16 protein-coding genes are annotated in these 17,880 nt (G+C 70.3%); 13 read left to right on the top strand and 3 right to left on the bottom strand.

Annotated elements, in window-relative coordinates; all coding sequences use genetic code 11:
• Positions 1-236 (bottom strand): SDR family NAD(P)-dependent oxidoreductase (locus tag ACWF94_RS11335; RefSeq protein ID WP_453487066.1); only part of this gene is annotated, 236 nt, incomplete at its 3' end.
• 322 nt (positions 237-558) lie between these two features.
• Between ACWF94_RS11335 and ACWF94_RS11330 the strand changes: the two genes are divergently transcribed.
• From ACWF94_RS11330 to ACWF94_RS11320, 3 genes are all read left to right on the top strand, one after another.
• Positions 559-1,434, top strand: coding sequence for a helix-turn-helix transcriptional regulator (locus tag ACWF94_RS11330; RefSeq protein WP_453487068.1), 876 nt, complete (start codon positions 559-561; stop codon positions 1,432-1,434).
• A gap of 138 nt (positions 1,435-1,572) precedes the next feature.
• Complete coding sequence (locus ACWF94_RS11325) at positions 1,573-2,472, top strand: helix-turn-helix transcriptional regulator (RefSeq protein WP_453487064.1); 900 nt, start codon at positions 1,573-1,575, stop codon at positions 2,470-2,472.
• A gap of 122 nt (positions 2,473-2,594) precedes the next feature.
• Entirely contained in the window at positions 2,595-3,470 is an 876-nt protein-coding gene (locus ACWF94_RS11320) for a helix-turn-helix transcriptional regulator (RefSeq protein ID WP_453487062.1), read from the top strand.
• 100 nt (positions 3,471-3,570) lie between these two features.
• Here the strand turns inward: ACWF94_RS11320 and ACWF94_RS11315 are convergent, their stop codons facing one another.
• Positions 3,571-4,737, bottom strand: coding sequence for an acyl-CoA dehydrogenase family protein (locus ACWF94_RS11315; RefSeq protein WP_453487060.1), 1,167 nt, complete (start codon positions 4,735-4,737; stop codon positions 3,571-3,573).
• A 122-nt stretch (positions 4,738-4,859) separates the two neighbouring features.
• Between ACWF94_RS11315 and ACWF94_RS11310 the strand changes: the two genes are divergently transcribed.
• From ACWF94_RS11310 to ACWF94_RS11270, 9 genes are all read left to right on the top strand, one after another.
• Entirely contained in the window at positions 4,860-5,798 is a 939-nt protein-coding gene (locus tag ACWF94_RS11310) for a LysR family transcriptional regulator (protein WP_453487058.1), read from the top strand.
• Between the two features lie 287 nt (positions 5,799-6,085).
• Positions 6,086-6,958 carry a hypothetical protein gene (locus tag ACWF94_RS11305; RefSeq protein WP_453487057.1) on the top strand — a complete coding sequence of 291 codons (873 nt, stop codon included), beginning with the start codon at positions 6,086-6,088 and terminating at the stop codon, positions 6,956-6,958.
• Complete coding sequence (locus ACWF94_RS11300; protein ID WP_453487055.1) at positions 6,955-7,782, top strand: HpcH/HpaI aldolase/citrate lyase family protein; 828 nt, start codon at positions 6,955-6,957, stop codon at positions 7,780-7,782. Before ACWF94_RS11305 ends, ACWF94_RS11300 begins: the two co-directional genes overlap by 4 nt.
• A 438-nt stretch (positions 7,783-8,220) precedes the next feature.
• The gene (locus tag ACWF94_RS11295; protein ID WP_453487054.1) at positions 8,221-9,561 is read left to right on the top strand and encodes an MmgE/PrpD family protein; all 1,341 of its coding nucleotides are present in this window, start codon (positions 8,221-8,223) and stop codon (positions 9,559-9,561) included.
• A gap of 330 nt (positions 9,562-9,891) precedes the next feature.
• The gene (locus tag ACWF94_RS11290) at positions 9,892-11,388 is read left to right on the top strand and encodes an aldehyde dehydrogenase (protein WP_453487052.1); all 1,497 of its coding nucleotides are present in this window, start codon (positions 9,892-9,894) and stop codon (positions 11,386-11,388) included.
• Positions 11,389-11,408: 20 nt separating this feature from the next.
• Positions 11,409-12,563 carry a zinc-binding dehydrogenase gene (locus tag ACWF94_RS11285; protein WP_453487050.1) on the top strand — a complete coding sequence of 385 codons (1,155 nt, stop codon included), beginning with the start codon at positions 11,409-11,411 and terminating at the stop codon, positions 12,561-12,563.
• Entirely contained in the window at positions 12,560-13,762 is a 1,203-nt protein-coding gene (locus tag ACWF94_RS11280; protein WP_453487049.1) for a CaiB/BaiF CoA transferase family protein, read from the top strand. The genes ACWF94_RS11285 and ACWF94_RS11280 overlap by 4 nt, the downstream gene beginning before the upstream one ends.
• 19 nt (positions 13,763-13,781) lie before the next feature.
• Positions 13,782-14,180: a Zn-ribbon domain-containing OB-fold protein gene (locus ACWF94_RS11275; RefSeq protein WP_453487047.1), complete on the top strand. Its 399-nt coding sequence runs from the start codon at positions 13,782-13,784 to the stop codon at positions 14,178-14,180.
• The gene (locus ACWF94_RS11270; RefSeq protein ID WP_453487046.1) at positions 14,177-15,328 is read left to right on the top strand and encodes a thiolase family protein; all 1,152 of its coding nucleotides are present in this window, start codon (positions 14,177-14,179) and stop codon (positions 15,326-15,328) included. Before ACWF94_RS11275 ends, ACWF94_RS11270 begins: the two co-directional genes overlap by 4 nt.
• Before the next feature lie 105 nt (positions 15,329-15,433).
• On the opposite strand, the gene ACWF94_RS11265 is transcribed toward ACWF94_RS11270, so the two are convergent.
• The gene (locus ACWF94_RS11265) at positions 15,434-16,183 is read right to left on the bottom strand and encodes a GntR family transcriptional regulator (protein ID WP_453487044.1); all 750 of its coding nucleotides are present in this window, start codon (positions 16,181-16,183) and stop codon (positions 15,434-15,436) included.
• Positions 16,184-16,483: 300 nt separating this feature from the next.
• Between ACWF94_RS11265 and ACWF94_RS11260 the strand changes: the two genes are divergently transcribed.
• Positions 16,484-17,827: an MFS transporter gene (locus ACWF94_RS11260; RefSeq protein WP_453487042.1), complete on the top strand. Its 1,344-nt coding sequence runs from the start codon at positions 16,484-16,486 to the stop codon at positions 17,825-17,827.
• Positions 17,828-17,880 lie beyond the last annotated feature (53 nt).

Raw genomic sequence — 17,880 nt, 5'->3', positions numbered from 1 at the left:
ACCAGGACGTCGATACCGCCGAAGCGGTCGACCGCGGCCTGGACGGCACGCGGGATGCTGTCGTCGTCGGTCACGTCCAGTGCGACGGCGAGGACCTGGTCGGAGTTCTGGAAGTCCTCCGGGACACGGTCCGGGTCGCGGACCGCGACCACGACGTTGTTGCCTTCGGCGAGCGAGGCCCGGGCGATTTCCGCACCGATACCGCGGGATGCGCCGGTGATGAGCCAGGTAGCCATGACCAGACCTCTGTTCTGTGTTTCCTGTGGGTGGGTCGTCGGGGATGCTGCCGACGCATTCCATGGTGCGGAGGTCCGTGGGAGGCAGGAAGGCCGGGAGTTTCCTGGGAGTACTGTTCCCAGGCTGCGCCCGCCCCCGTACCGGTGTCCCCGCGTCCGTGCCGGTGTCGCAGCACGCTGCCGCCGGGTGGGGCCGGGCGACGGGCGGGCGGGTTCGGCCGGGCGGGTGTGTGCGGGGGATCCGGAATCCTGGGAGAAGTACACCCACCTTCCAGCCCGCCGCAGAGCGCCCTACCGCTCTAGCCTCGACGGCATGGACCGCATGGACCCAGAAACGCACCCGGCCGCCGAGCATGCGCTGGGGGGCTTCCTCCGCGCCCGGCGTGCCCAGCTCCGCCCCGAGGACGCCGGGCTCCCCGCGTCAGGCCGCCGCAGAGTGCCCGGACTGCGGCGCGAGGAAGTCGCCACCCTGGCCGGTGTGAGCACCGACTACTACATGCGCCTGGAGCAGGGCCGCGAACGGCGCCCCTCGCAGCAGGTACTGGAAGCCGTGGCCAAGGCCCTGCACCTCGACGACGACGCCGTGGCACACCTGCACCGGGTGGCCACCCCCACGACGCGCCGGATACGCCGTGCGCCCCGCGTCGAACGCGTCAGCCCGCACCTGCGACGGCTCCTGGACACCTGGAGCCACACGCCCGCCTTCGTGCTGGGCCACGCCCTGGACATCCTGGCCCGCAACCAGCTCGCCGCGGCCCTGCACACCGGCTTCACGTCCTGCGGCAACCTGCTGCACATGACGTTCCTGGACCCGGCGGCGCACCACTTCCACCGCGACTGGGACCGCGCCGCCGAATCATGCGTGGCCGCACTGCGACAGGCGGCCGGTATCGATCCCGACGACCCTCGGCTGATCGAGGTCGTCGGCGAACTGTCGATGAGGAGCGCCGAGTTCCGGACCCGGTGGGCCCGCCACGATGTGCGGGGAAAGACCCGCGAGGCCAAACTCTTCCACCACCACGAGGTCGGCGACCTGGATCTGCACTACGAGGCCCTCACCGTCAGCAGCGCCCCCACCCAGCAGATCATCGTCTACCAGGCCGAGCCGGGCACCCCCTCCGCCGACGCCCTGGCGCTGCTCGGCTCCCTGAACACGGTGCCCACCCCCCGGCGCCCCCCGCTCGGGGGCCCGGAGTGAGCGAGAACGTGTTCCGCCCACAGGCCCCACAAACCCACAGGCCCCACAGGCCCCACAGGGCCGGTCCAGCGATTCCTGGGTGTATCAGGGCTACCCTGGGGCCTCCTCCCGCCCGCCGGCCCCGCGGAGAATGGCGGTATGAACCAGATCGTGGAACTGGGCGAGTTTCTCCGGTCGTGCCGCGGCAGGCTGAATCCCGCGGACGTGGGAATGCCGGGGACATCCAGGCGTCGGGTACCGGGCCTGCGCCGTGAGGAGCTGGCGCAGCTGGCAGGGGTCAGCGTCGACTACTACACACGCCTGGAGCAGGGCCGCAGCCGTACGGCCTCGCCGGAGATCCTTGAGGCCCTGGCGACGGCGCTGCGCCTGGACGGTACCGAACGCTCACATCTGTTCGACCTGGCGGACCGGCGCCCCACCAGGCCCCGGCGGTCCCGCCCCGCCCCGGCCGAGCAGGTCAGCCGAGCCGTCCACCAGCTGCTTTCCACCCTGAACGCCGCCTACTGCCCCGCGTTCGTCCTGGGCCGGCGCACCGATGTGGTCGCCGCCAACTCGCTCTCCCGCGCTCTGATCGCCGACTTCGACGCCATGCCCGCGAACGAGCGCAACCAGGCCCGGTTCCTCTTCCTCGACCCCGCGTCCCGCGAGCTGTACGCGGATTGGGAGACCGTCGCCGCTGACACCGCCGCCATGCTGCGCATGGACGCCGGGCGCCACCCCGAGGACCCGCTGCTGGGCGAACTGGTCGGCGAACTCGCCGTGCGCAGCGAGCGCTTCCGCGCGCACTGGGCCGAGCGCAGGGTCCACGAGCGAACCGAGGGGACCAAGGGCTACCACCATCCCGTCGCGGGGGACCTCACCGTCACCTATCAGGCTCTCGCCCTGCCCGGCGACGCCGATCAGACCCTGTTCGTCTACAGCACGGAGCCGGGCTCCCCCTCCGAAACCGCCCTGCGGTTCCTGGCGACCTGGTCGACCGAACCCCTCGGGGACCGGGCCCGCACCCCCGCCCCCAGCGAACCGGGCACCGCCGCGTGACCTCCTCGTACGCGGTCCCGCCGGGCCGGGCGAACACCCCGCCCGGCGCGACGGGCCGCCCACCGAAGCCCCGTCGCGATCGGTCCGACGCCCGCCGTACCCGGGAGAGCTAGCCTGAGGACATGAGTGACAACACCCCCCTGGGAGAGTTCCTCCGAGCACGGCGCGAAGTCCTCAAACCGCAGGATGTGGGCCTGCCCGAGCACGGCCGCCGGCGGGTGCCGGGGCTGCGGCGCGAGGAAGTCGCGATGCTCGCCGGTGTGAGTTCCGACTACTACATGCGCCTGGAGCAGGGGCGGGAGTCCAGCCCGTCATCCCAGGTCGTCGACGCCCTCGCGAACGCCCTCCACCTTGATGACCAGGCCGTCGGCCATCTGCGCAGACTCACCAGGACACCCCAGGAACGCCGTACTCTCCCCGCCGGTCACGACCGGGTCGACCCGCAGTTGCGGCAACTGCTCGACAGCTGGCCCGGCACCCCTGCTTTCGTCGTGGGCCCGGCGCTGGACATCCTGGCGCACAACGCCCTCGCGGCAGCACTGCACAGCGGCTTTCAGCGGTTCGACAACCTGGCTCGTATGGTCTTCCTCGACCCGGCGGGCCGCGACTTCTACCAGGACTGGGAAAAGGCTGCCCGGTCCTGCGTCGCCGAGATCCGCGCCGCCTACGGATACGATCCGAAATCCCCGCGGATCATCGACGTCGTGGAAACCCTTTCCGCGAAGAGTCCGGAATTCGCCGAACTGTGGGCGCGGCACGATGTGCAGGGCAAGACCCGGCAGACGAAGAACCTCAGGCATGACCAGGCAGGCGATCTGCGGATCCAGTTCTCCGCCTTCACGGTCAATGGAGCCCCTCATCAGCAGCTGGTCGTCTATCAGGCCGAACCCGCGAGCCTCACCGCGGCGGCGTTCGCCGAACTCCGCTCAGAGATCGACAACCGCCTGCACGAGCGGCGCGAAGCCGACCGGGCCCCCGATGCCGCGACCGCCGAGTAGCCGGCGGAGCCGTACCGGCCCAGGGCCGTGCCGCCCTGGCGGCCCACGGAGTGCTGTCAATGGACGGCTTCCGTCATCGAGGGGCGCGGGCTGAAGCAGGTCAGACGTCGAGACCGCCGCGTTTGACGAGCTGGCTCGCGATCACATTGCGCTGGATCTCGTTGGTGCCCTCTCCGACGATCATCAGCGGTGCGTCACGGAAGTACCGCTCGACGTCGAACTCCGTCGAATAGCCGTAGCCGCCGTGGATACGGACGGCGTTGAGGGCGATCTGCATGGCCGTCTCGGAGGCGAACAGCTTCGCCATGCCCGCCTCCATGTCCACGCGCCGTCCCGCGTCCGCCTCCCGCGCCGCGAACAGGGTGAGCTGGCGTGCCGCGGTCAGCTGGGTGGCCATGTCGGCGAGGTAGTTGCCGATGGCCTGGTGCCGCCAGATCGGCTTCCCGAACGACTCGCGCTCCTGGGCGTAGGCGAGCGAGTCCTCCAGGGCCGCCCGTCCGACGCCGAGAGCCCGGGCGGCGACCTGGAGCCTGCCGGTCTCCAAGCCCTTCATCATCTGCGCGAACCCCTGGCCCTCGACGCCGCCGAGCAGCGCGTCGGCGGGCGCCTGGTAGTCGTCGAAGGCCAGCTCACAGCTCTCCACTCCCTTGTATCCGAGCTTGGGCAGATCGCGGGAGACCGTCAGACCCGGCCCGTGCTCGACGAGGAGAATGGAGATGCCCTGGTGCGGGGGAGTGGCCTGGGGATCTGTCTTGCACAACAGGGCGATCAGCTGTGAGCGGCGGGAATTGGTGATCCAGGTCTTGGCACCGTTGACCGAGTACCCACTCGCGCCCTTGCGGGCGACGGTGCGCATGGCCTGGAGGTCGGATCCGCCGCCCGGTTCGGTGAGGGCCATGGTGGCCCGGATCTCCCCATCGGCCATTCCGGGCAGATACCGGCGCTTCTGTTCCTCGGTGCCGAAGCGCAGCAGCAGTTTGGCGACGACGGTGTGCCCGCCCATCGCGCCGGCCAGGCTCATCCAGCCCCGGGCGAGTTCCTCGGTGATCAGCACATAGCAGGAGGTGGAAACGGGCGTGCCGCCGTACTCCTCCGGGATGGCCAGGCCGAAGATCCCGAGCCGCTTCATCTGCTCGATCAACGCTTCGGGGTAGGTGTTGGCGTGCTCAAGGTCCCGGACGACCGGCTTCACCTCCTTGTCGACGAAGTCGCGCACCGTACTCACGATGAACCGGTCTTCCTCGGACAGGACGTCGAGCGTGCTCATGCTGTCGCGCTCCTACTCGATGGTTTCGGCGTGCCTCGGAGTAGCATCATGCGCGCACATACCGGAGCATGTGAAATGCCAATTTCTGATGCTTCCATGCGTGGCGCGGATAGGGAGGGCTCGTGGACATCAAGCAGCTCAAAGCCATCGTCACCGTGGCCGAAGTGGGCAGCGTCACGCGGGCGGCCGAGTTGCTGCACCTGGTACAGCCCGCGGTCACCCGGCAGATCCGCACGCTGGAGGACGAGATCGGCGTGCCGCTGTTCGAGCGGACCCGGCAGGGGATGAGACCCACGGAGGCCGGGGCGATCATGGTTGATCGCGCACGGCGTGCCCTGGCCGAACTGGAACGGGCCCGTGCCGAAGTGCAGCCCACTCCCGGCGCCGTGACCGGTATCGTCACCGTCGGTTTGCTGGAGAGCACAGCCGATCTGCTGGCCGAGCCGCTGGTCACGGCCGTGAGACATGATCACCCCGGAGTCGAGCTGCGTCTGATGACCGCGTACTCCGGCCATCTGCAGCAGTGGCTCGACGACGGAGACCTGGACCTGACCCTGCTCTACAACCTGGACAGCACGCCCTCCCTGCACGCCCGGCCGCTGGTGCGGGAACGCCTGTGGGCCGTCGCGCCTCCGGAGGCCGGCCTGCGAGCCGATCAGCCGGTCGTCTTCGCGCGGGTCGCGGCCCACCCGATCGTGATGCCCGCGCCCGGCCACGCCCTGCGTGCGGTGATCGAGGCCGCCGCGGCCCGCGCCGGTGCCGAGTTGCAGGTCGCCGTGCAGACCAACTCGATGCGGGTCCAGAAGCGGCTCGCCCTGGCCGGCCACGGATGGACGATCCTGCCGGGCGGCGGCATCGCCGAGGACGTGGCGCAGGGCAGGCTGAGCGCCGCGCCGCTGTGCGAGCCGGATGTGTGGCGCTCCATCGTTCTCGGGACGCCGAGATTCCGGCGAAGCCCGCAGGCCGTTGAGGTGATCGCCCGGACGCTGGTGGATCAGATCCGCCTGGCGGTGACAGGGGGGCGGTGGCCCTCGGCTCAGTTGCGTGGAGCCGGGGAGTGACAGCGGCCCCGATACGCCGCGCGCCCCGGCAACAGGACGGCGCCGGAACGCATGCGGGCAGTGGCACGGCGTATGCACACCGCGTATGTCGGCATCAGCACATTCTATTGGGCAACTGCCAGCATCACTGTCCATGATGGCGGTGCGCCACCAGGACACTGGAGCCAACGTGGCTGGTCGGGCACCCGTGGCGACTCCGGCCGGGGTCGCACTCCCACGCCGGAGGCGGTCCCGCCGGCCCCGGGCCCCGCCCGCGCACTCCCGCCGGCCGCCCTCAAGGACACCCGATGCCACCTACCGCCGCATCCCTCACTTCATACATCGAGTCGTGGAATCCCGCGCCCTTCACGGTCGCGGACCCACTGCCCGCAGGCCCCGTAGCGGCCCTGTCCGCCGTCCTCGGCCTCCGCGGGCCGGTGGCCACGGCCGGCGGGCCGCTGCCCCCGCTGTGGCACTGGCTCTACTTTCTGCACTGGCCGGCGCAGGGCGAACTCGGAGCCGACGGGCATCCGCTGGGCGGCCGCTTCCTGCCGCCGCTGCCCGATCGGCAGCGCATGTTCGCCGGCGGGCGCTGCGACATCCGCCGGCCATTGCGCCTCGGCGAACCGGCTGAACGCATCAGCAGCCTGGGCGCGGTAACGGCCAAGCAGGGCCGGACGGGAGAGCTGCTGTTCGTCACCCAGCGCGACGAGTTCCGCCAGCAGGGCAGTCTGTGCGTCATCGAGGAACAGGACATCGTCTACCGTTCGGGCCGCGGCTCCGCCCCACACCCGCCTCCGGCGCTCGACACCTCCCGCCGCCCCGAAGCCGGGGGGACGTGGCGGATACCGCTCCGTACGGACGCGCCGCTGCTGTTCCGGTTCAGTGCCCTGACCGCCAACTCGCACCGCATCCACTACGACGACCCCTACGCCCGGGACGAGGAGGGCTACCCGGGCCTTGTCGTGCACGGGCCGCTGCTGGCCCTGTTGATGCTCGAACTCGCCCGGCGCAACGCCCCGCGCCGACAGGTCAGGTCGCTGAGTTACCGGCTGCGCCGCCCCCTCTTCGTCGGCGAGCAGCTGCTCGTGAACGGAGACAGTGCGGGCGATCGCGCCGAGCTGCGCATCACCACCCATCGCGAGGCGCGGCACGCCACCGCGGAGGTGACGTTCGCATGAGCGGCACCGCGTATCCGGTCACCGGGGCCAGAAGTCTGCTCTTCGTCCCCGCCCACCGGCCCGATCGCTTCGACAAGGCCGTCGCCACGGGTGCCGACCTGGTCATCATCGACCTTGAGGACTCGGTCGCGGACGAGGACAAGGTCCGGGCGCGCGACAACGCCTCCGCATGGCTGGCTCGGGGCAACCGGGCGATCGTTCGGATCAACGCACCCGGCACCCCCTGGTGCGACGACGACCTCGCCATGGCGGCCGGGCTCGGTTGTGTGATCGTCGTGCCCAAAGCCGAGGACCGCGCACAGCTCGCGGCCATCGCGGCCCGGACGGCGGGCCGCTGCGGACTGATTCCCCTCATCGAGACTCCCCTGGGTGTGGAGAGAGCCCTCGACGTCTGCTCCGTGCCGGGGACTCTCCGGGCCGCCTTCGGGAACGTCGATCTCGGGGGCCGGCTCGGTGTGGACCCGAGCGATCACGCCGCACTCGGCTACGCGCGCTCCCGGGTGGTCTGTGCCTCCGCCGCGGCCGGAATCGCTCCGCCGGTCGACGGGGTCACCACCGCCATCGCGGACGCCGGGGCCCTCGACGGCGACATCGCGCATGCCAGGAGCCTCGGCTTCACCGGAAAGCTGTGCGTTCATCCCGCTCAGATCGACGCGACGGCCGCCGGGTTCGCACTCACGGATGACGAACTGCGCTGGGCACGGGAAACGGTCCGGGCGGGCGACTCGGTGACCACGGTCGGGGGCCAGATGGTCGACAAACCGGTGCTGGACCGCGCCCGGCGCGTTCTCGCATCGGAGCGAAAGCCCCGCACCGCGTCCTGAGGCCGTCGGTGCAGGAGGGTTGACAGTTCCACCCGGCTTGGCGCAAATTCATCCGTACAAATAGTTCCGCGATGGCGTCTTCGTCGCCGGCCCGTGCCGAAGGCTCGGTCCGCGTTCCGCGCACCTGCCGCGGATGCCGGCCGGTGCCCGCACCGTATTCCCGGGGCCGCAGGTTCGGAGCCGGCCCCACTCGCCCGAGAGTCCGTTCTCCGGTCAGCCCCCGAGCCATGTCGCGAGCGGCGCGAGTGGCGTCCGGAGCGAACTGCGTCCGGAGCGGGCGGCGGCCGGAGCGGGCTGCCGCCACTGTCCGCCATCCGTGAGCAGGGGCGGCGCCGGCCTCCCGCCGGGACAGGACGACGACGAAAAGTGCTTCTCGTCAAGGAAGGGATCCGCTGTGTGGTGTTACCGATGTGGTCTTTCGGACAGGGACGGTGTGGCATGGCGGGGGTAGCGGAGCGGCTGGGCGCCTTCGCGGCCGGGCTTGAGTTCGACAGCCTGCCGCCCGCCGTCGTGACGCGCGCCAAGGACTGTCTCGTGCACGCGCTGGTCGTCGGAGCGGCCGGGGCGGGCGTGGGATTCGGCGAGGCGGCGGAGATCGCCCTGGACGACGCCGGGGGCAGGGCCCATGTGCTGAGGTCCGGCCGGACGGTGCCCGCGCCGCTCGCCGCCTTCGCCAACAGCGCTCTGCTGCACGCGCGCGCCCAGGAGGACACGCACGGCACGTTTCACCCGGGCGTCGCGGTGATACCCGCGGCCCTGGCGGCTGCCGAGGCCGAGGAGGCGGACGGTGCCACCTTCCTGGCCGCGATGGTGGCCGGGTACGAGGTGGGCACGGCGCTCTCGGATCCGCTCACGGAGCTCACGACGCCGCCGTTCCGGGCGACCGGTCTCTACGGCCCGCCGGCTGCCGCCGCGGCGACCGGGCGGGTCCTCGGACTCGACGCGCCCCGCATGACGTCGGCGCTGGGACTGGCGTCCGCGTTCGCGGGGGGCAGCAGTGAGACCTTCGCCGCCGGCACCGACGAGTGGCACTACCAGTCGGGTGTGGCCGCGTCGAACGGACTCCTCGCCGCAGAGCTGGCCGCCGCGGGAGCCAAGGGCTCACCGATGGCGATCGAGGGGGAGTCGGGGTTCCTCGACTGCTTCGTACGAGGGCGGGCACCGCTGCCGGACGATCTGGCGACCGGCCTCGGGACCCGGTGGCGGCTGCTGGAAGTCACGTTCAAGCCCTACCCGGTCTGTGCGTTCAACCAGGCTCCCGCACTGGTCGCGGCGCGTTTGGCAACCGCCTGCCGGATCAAGCCCGCGGAGGTGGCCTCGGTGCGGGTGCGGATGAACGAACGCGAGGCCGGCTACCCCGGGGTGGGGTCCCGCGGGCCCTTCAGCGAGGTGGCGCAGACGCTCATGAGCGTACGGTTCTCCATCGCCGTGGCCCTGCTGGAAGGGCATATCGGCTACGAGTCGCTGACCCGTTTCGACGACCCGGAGCTGCTCGGACTGGTCGACCGGATCGACATCGTGCCGGAAACGGGCCGGCCGCCCAAGACCGCCGTCGCGACGCTCACCCTTGTCGACGGCCGGCGGTTCGAGTCCGCGATCGAGGACTCCTCGAAGGATCTCTCCTGGGACTCGGCGGCGGTACGGGACAACGCCAGGCGGCTGCGGCCGGAGACGCACTTCTCCGAGGAAGGGCTGGAGGCGCTGTTCACGGCCGTGGACGCTCTCCCGGACGCCCGCGATCTGGGCGGGCTCCTCGCGGCCGTCCTTCCGGGCCGCTGATACATCCGAACAAATCGCCTGCGAACGGCGGCAGTCCGCCGGTGTGTGAACTGTTGACTTTCGGTGCGACGGTCAATAGCGTGATATTTGTACGTACGAATTTGGGGCTATGGCTCGCGAGGAGTTGGAACGGCCCCCGGCTCCGCCGACCTTCGCGGACAAGGCGCTCAGGACACAGCGCTCCGGGGACGGAGAGCCCGGCGCCGCCCCCCCCGGCGGACCGCGTACCGAGGGCGGCGCAGGGCAGCACACTCCCGCCGAAGCCGCGTCGAGCGGGCCGCTCACCAACAGCACAAGCGCGGGTCATACCGCGGAAAGGTGGATCCTGGGATGTCACGCAACCGAACGGACGACGTCCGGTACGGGCAGATGTACATCGGCGGGAAGTGGGTGGACGCCGAGACCGGAGAGACGTTCGGCACCGTCGATCCCTTCACGGGACGGGAGTGGGCGAGGGCCCCGCTCGGCGGGCCCGCCGACGTCCGCAAGGCGGTGCAGGCCGCGGCCGACGCCCTGACCGGACCGTGGGGCACCATGTCCGCCTCGGCGAGGGGCGAACTGATCCGGCGCCTGGGGCAGCTCACCGCCGAGCACGCCGACGAACTGGCCACCCTGGAGACCACGGACAACGGCAAGGTCATCCGGGAGACGCGCGGCCAGACGGCAGGGCTCCGGGCCACCTACGAGTACTTCGCGGGGGCCGCGGACAAGATCCAGGGCGCCACGATCCCCTCCCCGCACACCAACTTCTTCACCTACACCCGGCGGGAGCCGATCGGCGTCGTCGCGGCCATCCTCCCCTGGAACAGCCCGCTGTACCTGCTGGCGAGCAAACTCGCCCCGGCACTCGCGGCCGGCTGCACGTTCGTCGCCAAACCGGCCGAGCAGACCCCGATGTCCACCCTGAGGTTCGCCGAACTCGTCGCCGAAGCGGGTTTCCCTGACGGCGTCTTCAACGTCGTCACCGGCGCGGGGGAGACGGGAGCCGCACTGTCGGCCGATCCGGGGGTCGCGAAGGTGACCTTCACCGGCTCCACCGCCACCGGTACGGCCGTGATGAAGGCAGCCGCCGAGCACATCGCCGACGTGACCCTGGAACTCGGCGGCAAGTCCCCCAACATCGTCTTCGCCGACGCGGACATCGACAGCGCGATGAACGGCGTCATGGCCGGAATCTTCGCCGCGACCGGCCAGACCTGCATCGCCGGCAGCCGGCTGCTCGTCGCCAGGGAGATCCACGACGAACTGGTCGGCCGGCTGGCGGAGCGCGTCACGACCATCAGGCTCGGCGACCCGCTGGACATGACCACCGAGGTCGGCCCCATCGCCTTCGGCGAACAGCTCGCCAAGGTCCGCTCGTACGTGGAGATCGGCCTGGACGAGGGAGCGACCCTGGCGGCCGGCGGCAACCGCCCAACCGGCGAAGCCCTGAGCGACGGCTACTTCTTCGAACCCACCATCCTCACCGGAGTGCGCAACGACATGCGTGTCGCCCGCGAGGAGATCTTCGGCCCGGTGCTCTCGGTCATTCCCTTCGACAGCGAGGACGAGGCCGTACGGATCGCCAACGACACCGACTACGGCCTCGCCGCGGCGGTGTGGACCCGCGATGTGCAGCGCGCCCACCGGGTCGCCCACGTACTCGACGCCGGCTCCGTCTGGATCAACTCCTACCGCGTACTCGCCTACAACGTGCCCTACGGCGGCTTCCGGCGCAGCGGCGTCGGACGGGAGAACGGGCTGGAGGGCCTGGCCGCGTATCTGCAGACGAAGTCGGTCTGGGTGGAGCTGACAGGCGCGACCCGCGACCCGTTCAAGCTCGGCTGACCAACCAAGGAGTCAAGAACATGTCGATCGATGTCCCCCGAACCAGCCGAGCCGCCGTCCTCACCGCGCACGGCGAACCCCTGGAGATCCGTGAACTGCCCGTCCCCGGCGAGCTGGAGCGCGGAGCCCTGCTCGTCAGGATCGAAGCCGCCACCGTCTGCGGATCCGACCTGCACCTGTGGGACGGATCGCTGGCGGGCAGCCAGGCGCTGGCCCTGCCGGTGATACCCGGGCACGAGATGGTCGGCTCCGTCGTCCGGATCGGCGAAGGAGCCGAGCACGACACCTTCGGCACCCCGCTGGAACTCGGCGACCGCATCTGCTTCACCCATGCCTCGTGCAACCAGTGCGAACACTGCCGCCTGTACAACCAGCCCACCCTGTGCGCCAACCGCCAGTACTACATGTTCACCACCTGCGCCGAGGCCCCGTACCTCGTCGGCGGCTTCGCCGAGTACTGCTACGTCTTCCCCGACTCGGGCCGGGTCAGGGTGCCGGACGAGGTGCCCACCGACTGGGCATCGGCGGCCAGTTGCGCCCTGCGCACCGTGGTGCACTCCTTCGACCGCATCGGCCGTATCAACCCCTGGGAAACGGTCGTCATCCAGGGCTCCGGCCCGCTCGGGCTGTTCGCCACCGCTCTCGCCGACCACCTGGGCGCGGAGCGGGTCATCACGATCGGCGCCCCCGACGACCGGTTGAAGATCGCGACCGCCTTCGGCGCCACGGACACCGTGTCCCTGGCCAACGCACCCGAAGCACAGGACCGGGTCGACGCCGTGCGGGAACTCCTCGGCGGCCGTGGCGCCGACGTGGTCTTCGAGTTCTCCGGAGCGCGGACCGCGTTCACCGAAGGACTCGGCATGATCAAGGAAGGCGGCCGTTACATGGTCACCGGCCAGATCGACGGGCCGGGCAAGGAAGTCCCCGTCAGCCCGGGGTTCATCACCCGGCGGCAACTGACCATCATGGGCACCTGGTCGGGACACATCGCCGAGTACCGCAAGGCGCTGGGGTTCATGAAGAACAGCCGCCACCGCTACGACTTCGGCACCCTCGTGCCCAACCGGTACACCCTGGACCAGGCGAGCGAAGCCCTCACCCGGATGCGGGCACAGCAGGACATCAAACCGGTCATCGTGCCGGGCGCCACCAGCACACCGGAGCCGGCATGAGGCCGCTGGACGGACTCGTCGTCCTGGAGATGGGCCAGTACATCGCGGCACCGTACTGCGCGATGATGCTCGCCGACCTCGGCGCCGACGTCATCAAGATCGAGCGCCCCGGCACCGGTGATCCGCGACGGTCCTACGATCCCCTGATCGAGGACGGGGACGGCCGGCTCAGCGGCGGCTTCCTGAGCTACAACCGGAACAAACGGTCCGTCACACTCGACCTCGCCACCGAGGAAGGCCGGGCCCTCTACCGGCGGATCGCCGCCGAGGCCGATGTCATCGTGGAGAACCTGCGCCCGGGCGCGGTCGAACGGCTCGGCGTCGGTTACGACGTACTCGGCCAGGACAACCGGCGGCTGATCTACTGCGCCATCAGCGGCTACGGACGTTCCCCCGGCCACCTCGGCGTCTACGCGGACCGGCCCGCCTTCGACACCGCCATCCAGGCCATGGGCGGCGTCATGGCCGTCACCGGTGAGCCGGGCGGACCGCCCCTGCCCACGGTGACCGGCTTCGCCGACCTCTTCACCGCGGTGCACGCCGCCGTCTCGGTGCTCGCCGCCCTGCAGGGCAGGGCCCGTACCGGACGGGGAACCCTCGTCGACCAGAGCATGTACGACTCGACCGCCTCCCTGCTCGAACGGGAACTGATGCTCTGGGACTTCACCCGCCAGGAGCGGCGCCGCGGCGTGGACGGCTACGCCCCGCTGGGCTCCCTGGAGGCCGGCGACGGACACATCGCCCTGATCATTCCGACCGACGAGATGTGGCGCCGGATGTGCGGGGCGATCGATCGCGAGGATCTGCTCAGCCACCCGAAGCTCGACTCCGTGCTGTCACGCGCCGAGAACTTCACGACGCTGATCCGGCCGGAGGCCGAGCGCTGGACCCGCTCCCGTACCCGTGGCGAGATCGTGTCGTGGTTCGCCGAGTGCGGTCTCCCGGCCGGTGTGGTGCAGACGATCCCCGAGATCTACGACTGTCCGCACCTCGCGGCACGGGAGATGTTCCTGGACATCGAGGACGCGCACGCGGGATCGCGGCGCATGATCCGCACCCCCGCGCTCCTCGACGGCTACGACCTGCCCCCACCCGCCTCCGCTCCCCAACTGGGCGCGGACAACGAGGAGGTGTTCCGCCGGATGGGCGGTGCCACACCGCAGGACCTCACGCGCTGGCGTCGCGCCGGTGTCATCTGAAAGCGAAGGCAGACCACTCATGGCCCCACCTCCGACCTCCATGCGGCCGGACGTCTTCACCGCCGACCCGCCCACACTCCTCGCCTCGCACTGCCCCGACTGCGACACCAAGGCGTTCCCCCCGAGGGATGCCTGCCCCTCCTGCGGCGAGCCGACCGAGAAGCGGACCGCGCTGTCGCGCGAAGGGAGGATCTACTCCTACACCGTGGTACGCCAGGCACCGCCCGGGCTCCCCACCCCGTACATCCTCGCCTACGTCGATCTGCCCCGGGACGACATCCGGGTGATGTCACGGATCGAAGGCTTCGCCCCGGACACGGTCCGCATCGGAGCGGCCGTACGGCTGGGAGCACGCCCCGCCGACGGCGTCGACGACGAGTCGCTCATGTTCGCCTTCGGACCCGAGGAGTCGTCATGACGCTGGGAACGGTGCACATCGCGGCTGCGGGCATGATCCGGTTCGGCAAGCACCCGCGCGAGATGACCCTCGAAACCATGGGCGCGAACGCCGCGCGTGCGGCGATGGCCGACGCGGCTGTCAAACCGGCCGACATCGAAGCCCTGTATGCCGGGCACGTCTTCGGCGGGCCCGTCGCGGGACAGCGGATCGGTGCCCGCATCGGCCTGGCGGGCAAGCCCGTGAGCAACCACGAGAACTACTGCTCCAGCGGTGCCACCGCACTGCGGGAAGCGTGGATCGCCGTCGGCGCCGGACTGTACGACCTCGTGCTCGTCATCGGCGTCGAGAAGATGACCGACAGGATCAAGGGCGGTGTCCGGCCGGACCCCGGCGACCTCGACGCCGCCTCGGGATTCATCTTCGCCGCCGGACACGCCCTCAGCGCCCGCCGCTACATGGCCGATCACGGCGCGACCCGCGAACAGATCGCCATGGTCGCGGTGAAGAATCACGCCCACTCGGTCATGAATCCCTACGCCCACTACCAGAAGCCGGTCACGCTTGAGGACGTCCTGAACGCCCGCTCGATCGCGGAGCCCCTGGGGCTCCTCGACTGCTCCCCGATCAGCGACGGCGCAGCCGCCGTGGTGGTCGCCAGCCCCGCGGGCCTGCGGCGGATCAAGGCCCGCGCCGCCCCCGAACTGGCCGCCTGCGCCCTGGTGAGCGGCACCGTTCAGAGTGGGCTGACGGATGTGAACGAGGAGGACGTCTCGCGGCGCGCGGGTGAGGAGGCGTACCGCATCTCCGGTTCCGGAGCCGAGGACATCGACTTCGTGGAGATGCACGACTGCTTCACCATCGCCGAGATCGTCCGGCTGGAAGGGCTCGGACTGCTGCCGCGGGGGGAGGGCGCGAGACTGACCGAGGCCGGCCACACCAGCCTCGGGGGCCCGCTCCCGGTGAACCCCAGCGGTGGCCTGCTGTCCCGCGGACACCCGGTGGGAGCCACCGGAGTGGCACAGGTCTGTGAGCTGTTCTGGCAGTTGACCGACCGGGCCGGCGGCAGGCAGGTCGACAACGCGCGCACAGGTCTCGCCTACTGCAAGGGCGGTTCCGTGAGCGGCACGGACGGCGCGTCCGTCACCGCGGTGATCATGCGGCGCTGAACCGGCCGGGGCCGGCCACCCCCGGGCCGGCCCTCGGACCGGAGCCACTCCTTGCGACCGGCGGAGCGACTCGACTCGATGCGGCTCCATGCGGCTCCACGCGGCTCAATGCGACCGGCGGAGTTCCATGCGATAGCCGTAGCGCCGCGGATTGAAGTGCGACGTCGTGAACTCGACGTAACTCCCCGCGGTGTCGTAGTACAGGCGCTCGATCAGCAGGATGGCGTCCCCCGGCTCGCAGCCGATCAGACCGGCCTCCTCCTCAGGGGCGTTCATCGCGGTGATGTCCTGCCGCACCCCGGCGACGGGGTGCTTCAGGAAGGGTTCCGCGGAACCGATGACCGTGCCCTCCCCACGGGCCGGGATGCCGTTCCCGCGCAGGGTCTCGCCGAGATCCGGGGCGACGTAGTGGCGGGTGACGACGAACGGCACCCCCTTGATGAACCGCCGGACCAGAGCCATGCTCACCTCGATATAGGTCAGCTCAAGACGGGTGGCGATCGCCGGATCGGCCCGGGTGGCGAACTGCTGGAGAACCTCGGTCTCGGTATCGGGCCAGACCACGATGTCATCGAGCGACCCGATCGACCGCATGTACCGGCCGGAGAGCCGGCGCCCGCTGACATAGGTGCCGCTGCCCTGCACCCGGTAGATGCGCCCCTCCGACAGCAGCGTCTGGAGCGCCTGGCGGACGGTGTGCCGGCTGACCTTGTATGTGGTCTGCAACGCCTCCTCGGTAGGCATCTTGCCTCCCTCGCTGTACACGCCGGCAGCGATGTCCGCGCGCAACGCGTCAGCGAGTGCGCGGTATGCCGCCGGCCTGCGGGGGGTGGCGGGCCGCTCTTGATCCGTCATCGGGCGTCTCATCCCGTCCGGGGCCCGGCGCTTTCGCCCGGCCGTCCTGGGCTACTTCGAAAGAATAATATTGTACGGACCAATTGACAAGAATCGATCCAGTGTCCTGAGAATTTCTTGCCACTTCGATGCCTGCGTGACTGTTGACGCCGACTTCGAGGCGTCCCTACAGTCTCAAATTGTACGTACGAATTGCCTCCCGGTCTCCATGGGTGGGTGGATGAGAGTCCCCACCCCGGCTGTGGCACCGCCCACCGCCGTGTACGACTGGTCCGGGCACCTGCGAAAGGGATTTCAACGATGAGTTCCATGCCCGGTGCCGCCGGCACCGTCCCCAGAGGCACCGAACGAAGGATCATCGCCGCGTCGGCGGCCGGGAACCTGCTCGAATGGTTCGACTTCGCCATCTACGGCTTCTTCGCGGTCATCATCGGTGAGCTGTACTTCCCCACGGACTCCACCACGGGCTCCCTCATGGCCGCGCTGGCCGTGTTCGGCGTCGCCTTCGTCGTACGCCCCGCAGGCGGCTTCGTCCTCGGCCGGTTCGCCGACCGCGCGGGACGCAGGCCCGCACTGACCCTGTCCGTCCTGCTGATGGGCGCGTCCACCACGCTCATCGCCTGCGTACCCTCGTACGACACGATCGGTATCGCGGCGCCGGTGCTGATCGTGCTGCTGCGCTGTGTGCAGGGCTTCTCGGCGGGTGGCGAATACGCCGGCGCGGCGGCGTTCCTCATCGAGTACGCTCCGCGAACGCGCCGGGGGCTGTGGAGCAGCGTCATCTCGGCGACGGCCGCACTCGGTGTGCTGCTGGCCGGTCTCACGGCGCTGGCCGTCACCGCCTGGCTGTCCGAGGACCAGGTGAGCAGCTGGGGCTGGCGCATCCCGTTCCTGCTGGCCGCCCCGCTGTCGGTGGTGGGTCTGTATATGCGGCTCAAGCTGGAGGACACCCCCGTCTACCGTGAACTGGAGCAGAAGCACCAGGTGGCGAGCGACCCGCTGCGCCGGCTCGGCCGCGAGGGCATCTCCCGTATCGCCATGGTGTTCGCGGCCACCGCCGTCGCGGGACTCGGGTTCTACTACCTCGCCGTCTACGTCGTCACACACCTCGACACGGTAGTCGGCTGGGGAAAGACCGAGGCACTGCTCGTCACCATCGCGGGCCTCACGCTGTACTCGCTGCTGTGCCCGGTCGCCGGTCTCATCGGAGATCGCGTCGGCCGCCGGCGCACGATCATCGTGGGCGCCGTCGGACTGGGCCTCGCCGCCGTACCGAGCTTCCTCCTGATCGGCACGGGGCACGTCGGACTCGCTCTGGCGGGCCTGGCACTGTTCGCCGTCTTCGAGGCCCTGGTGAACGTCATGCTCGGGGTGCTGCTCGTAGAACTCTTCCCCCCGCAGACCCGGGTCAGCGGGGCGTCCATCGGCTTCAACCTGGCTCAGGCCGTCATCGGTGGCCCGGGGCCGCTCATCGCGGCAGCCCTGGTGACGAGTACGGGTGTGTGGGTCTCGCCCTCCTTCTATGTGGTGGGCGTGGCTGCCGTGGCCTCGGTGGTGCTGGTGCGCTACCTGCCCGAAACGCTCGGAACCGACCTCAACCAGGCCGGGGAAACCGTGCCCACCGCGGTGGGCGCCGACCGCTGACGACGTCCGGGCCGCCTCCGGGGTGGCGCCGGCCGCGATCGCCTCCCGGGTCC

This window comes from Streptomyces sp. NPDC055078 (assembly GCF_053607985.1).
The sequence above is the reverse complement of the archived record's forward strand: the minus strand, read 5'-3'. Positions and strand labels throughout refer to the sequence as shown.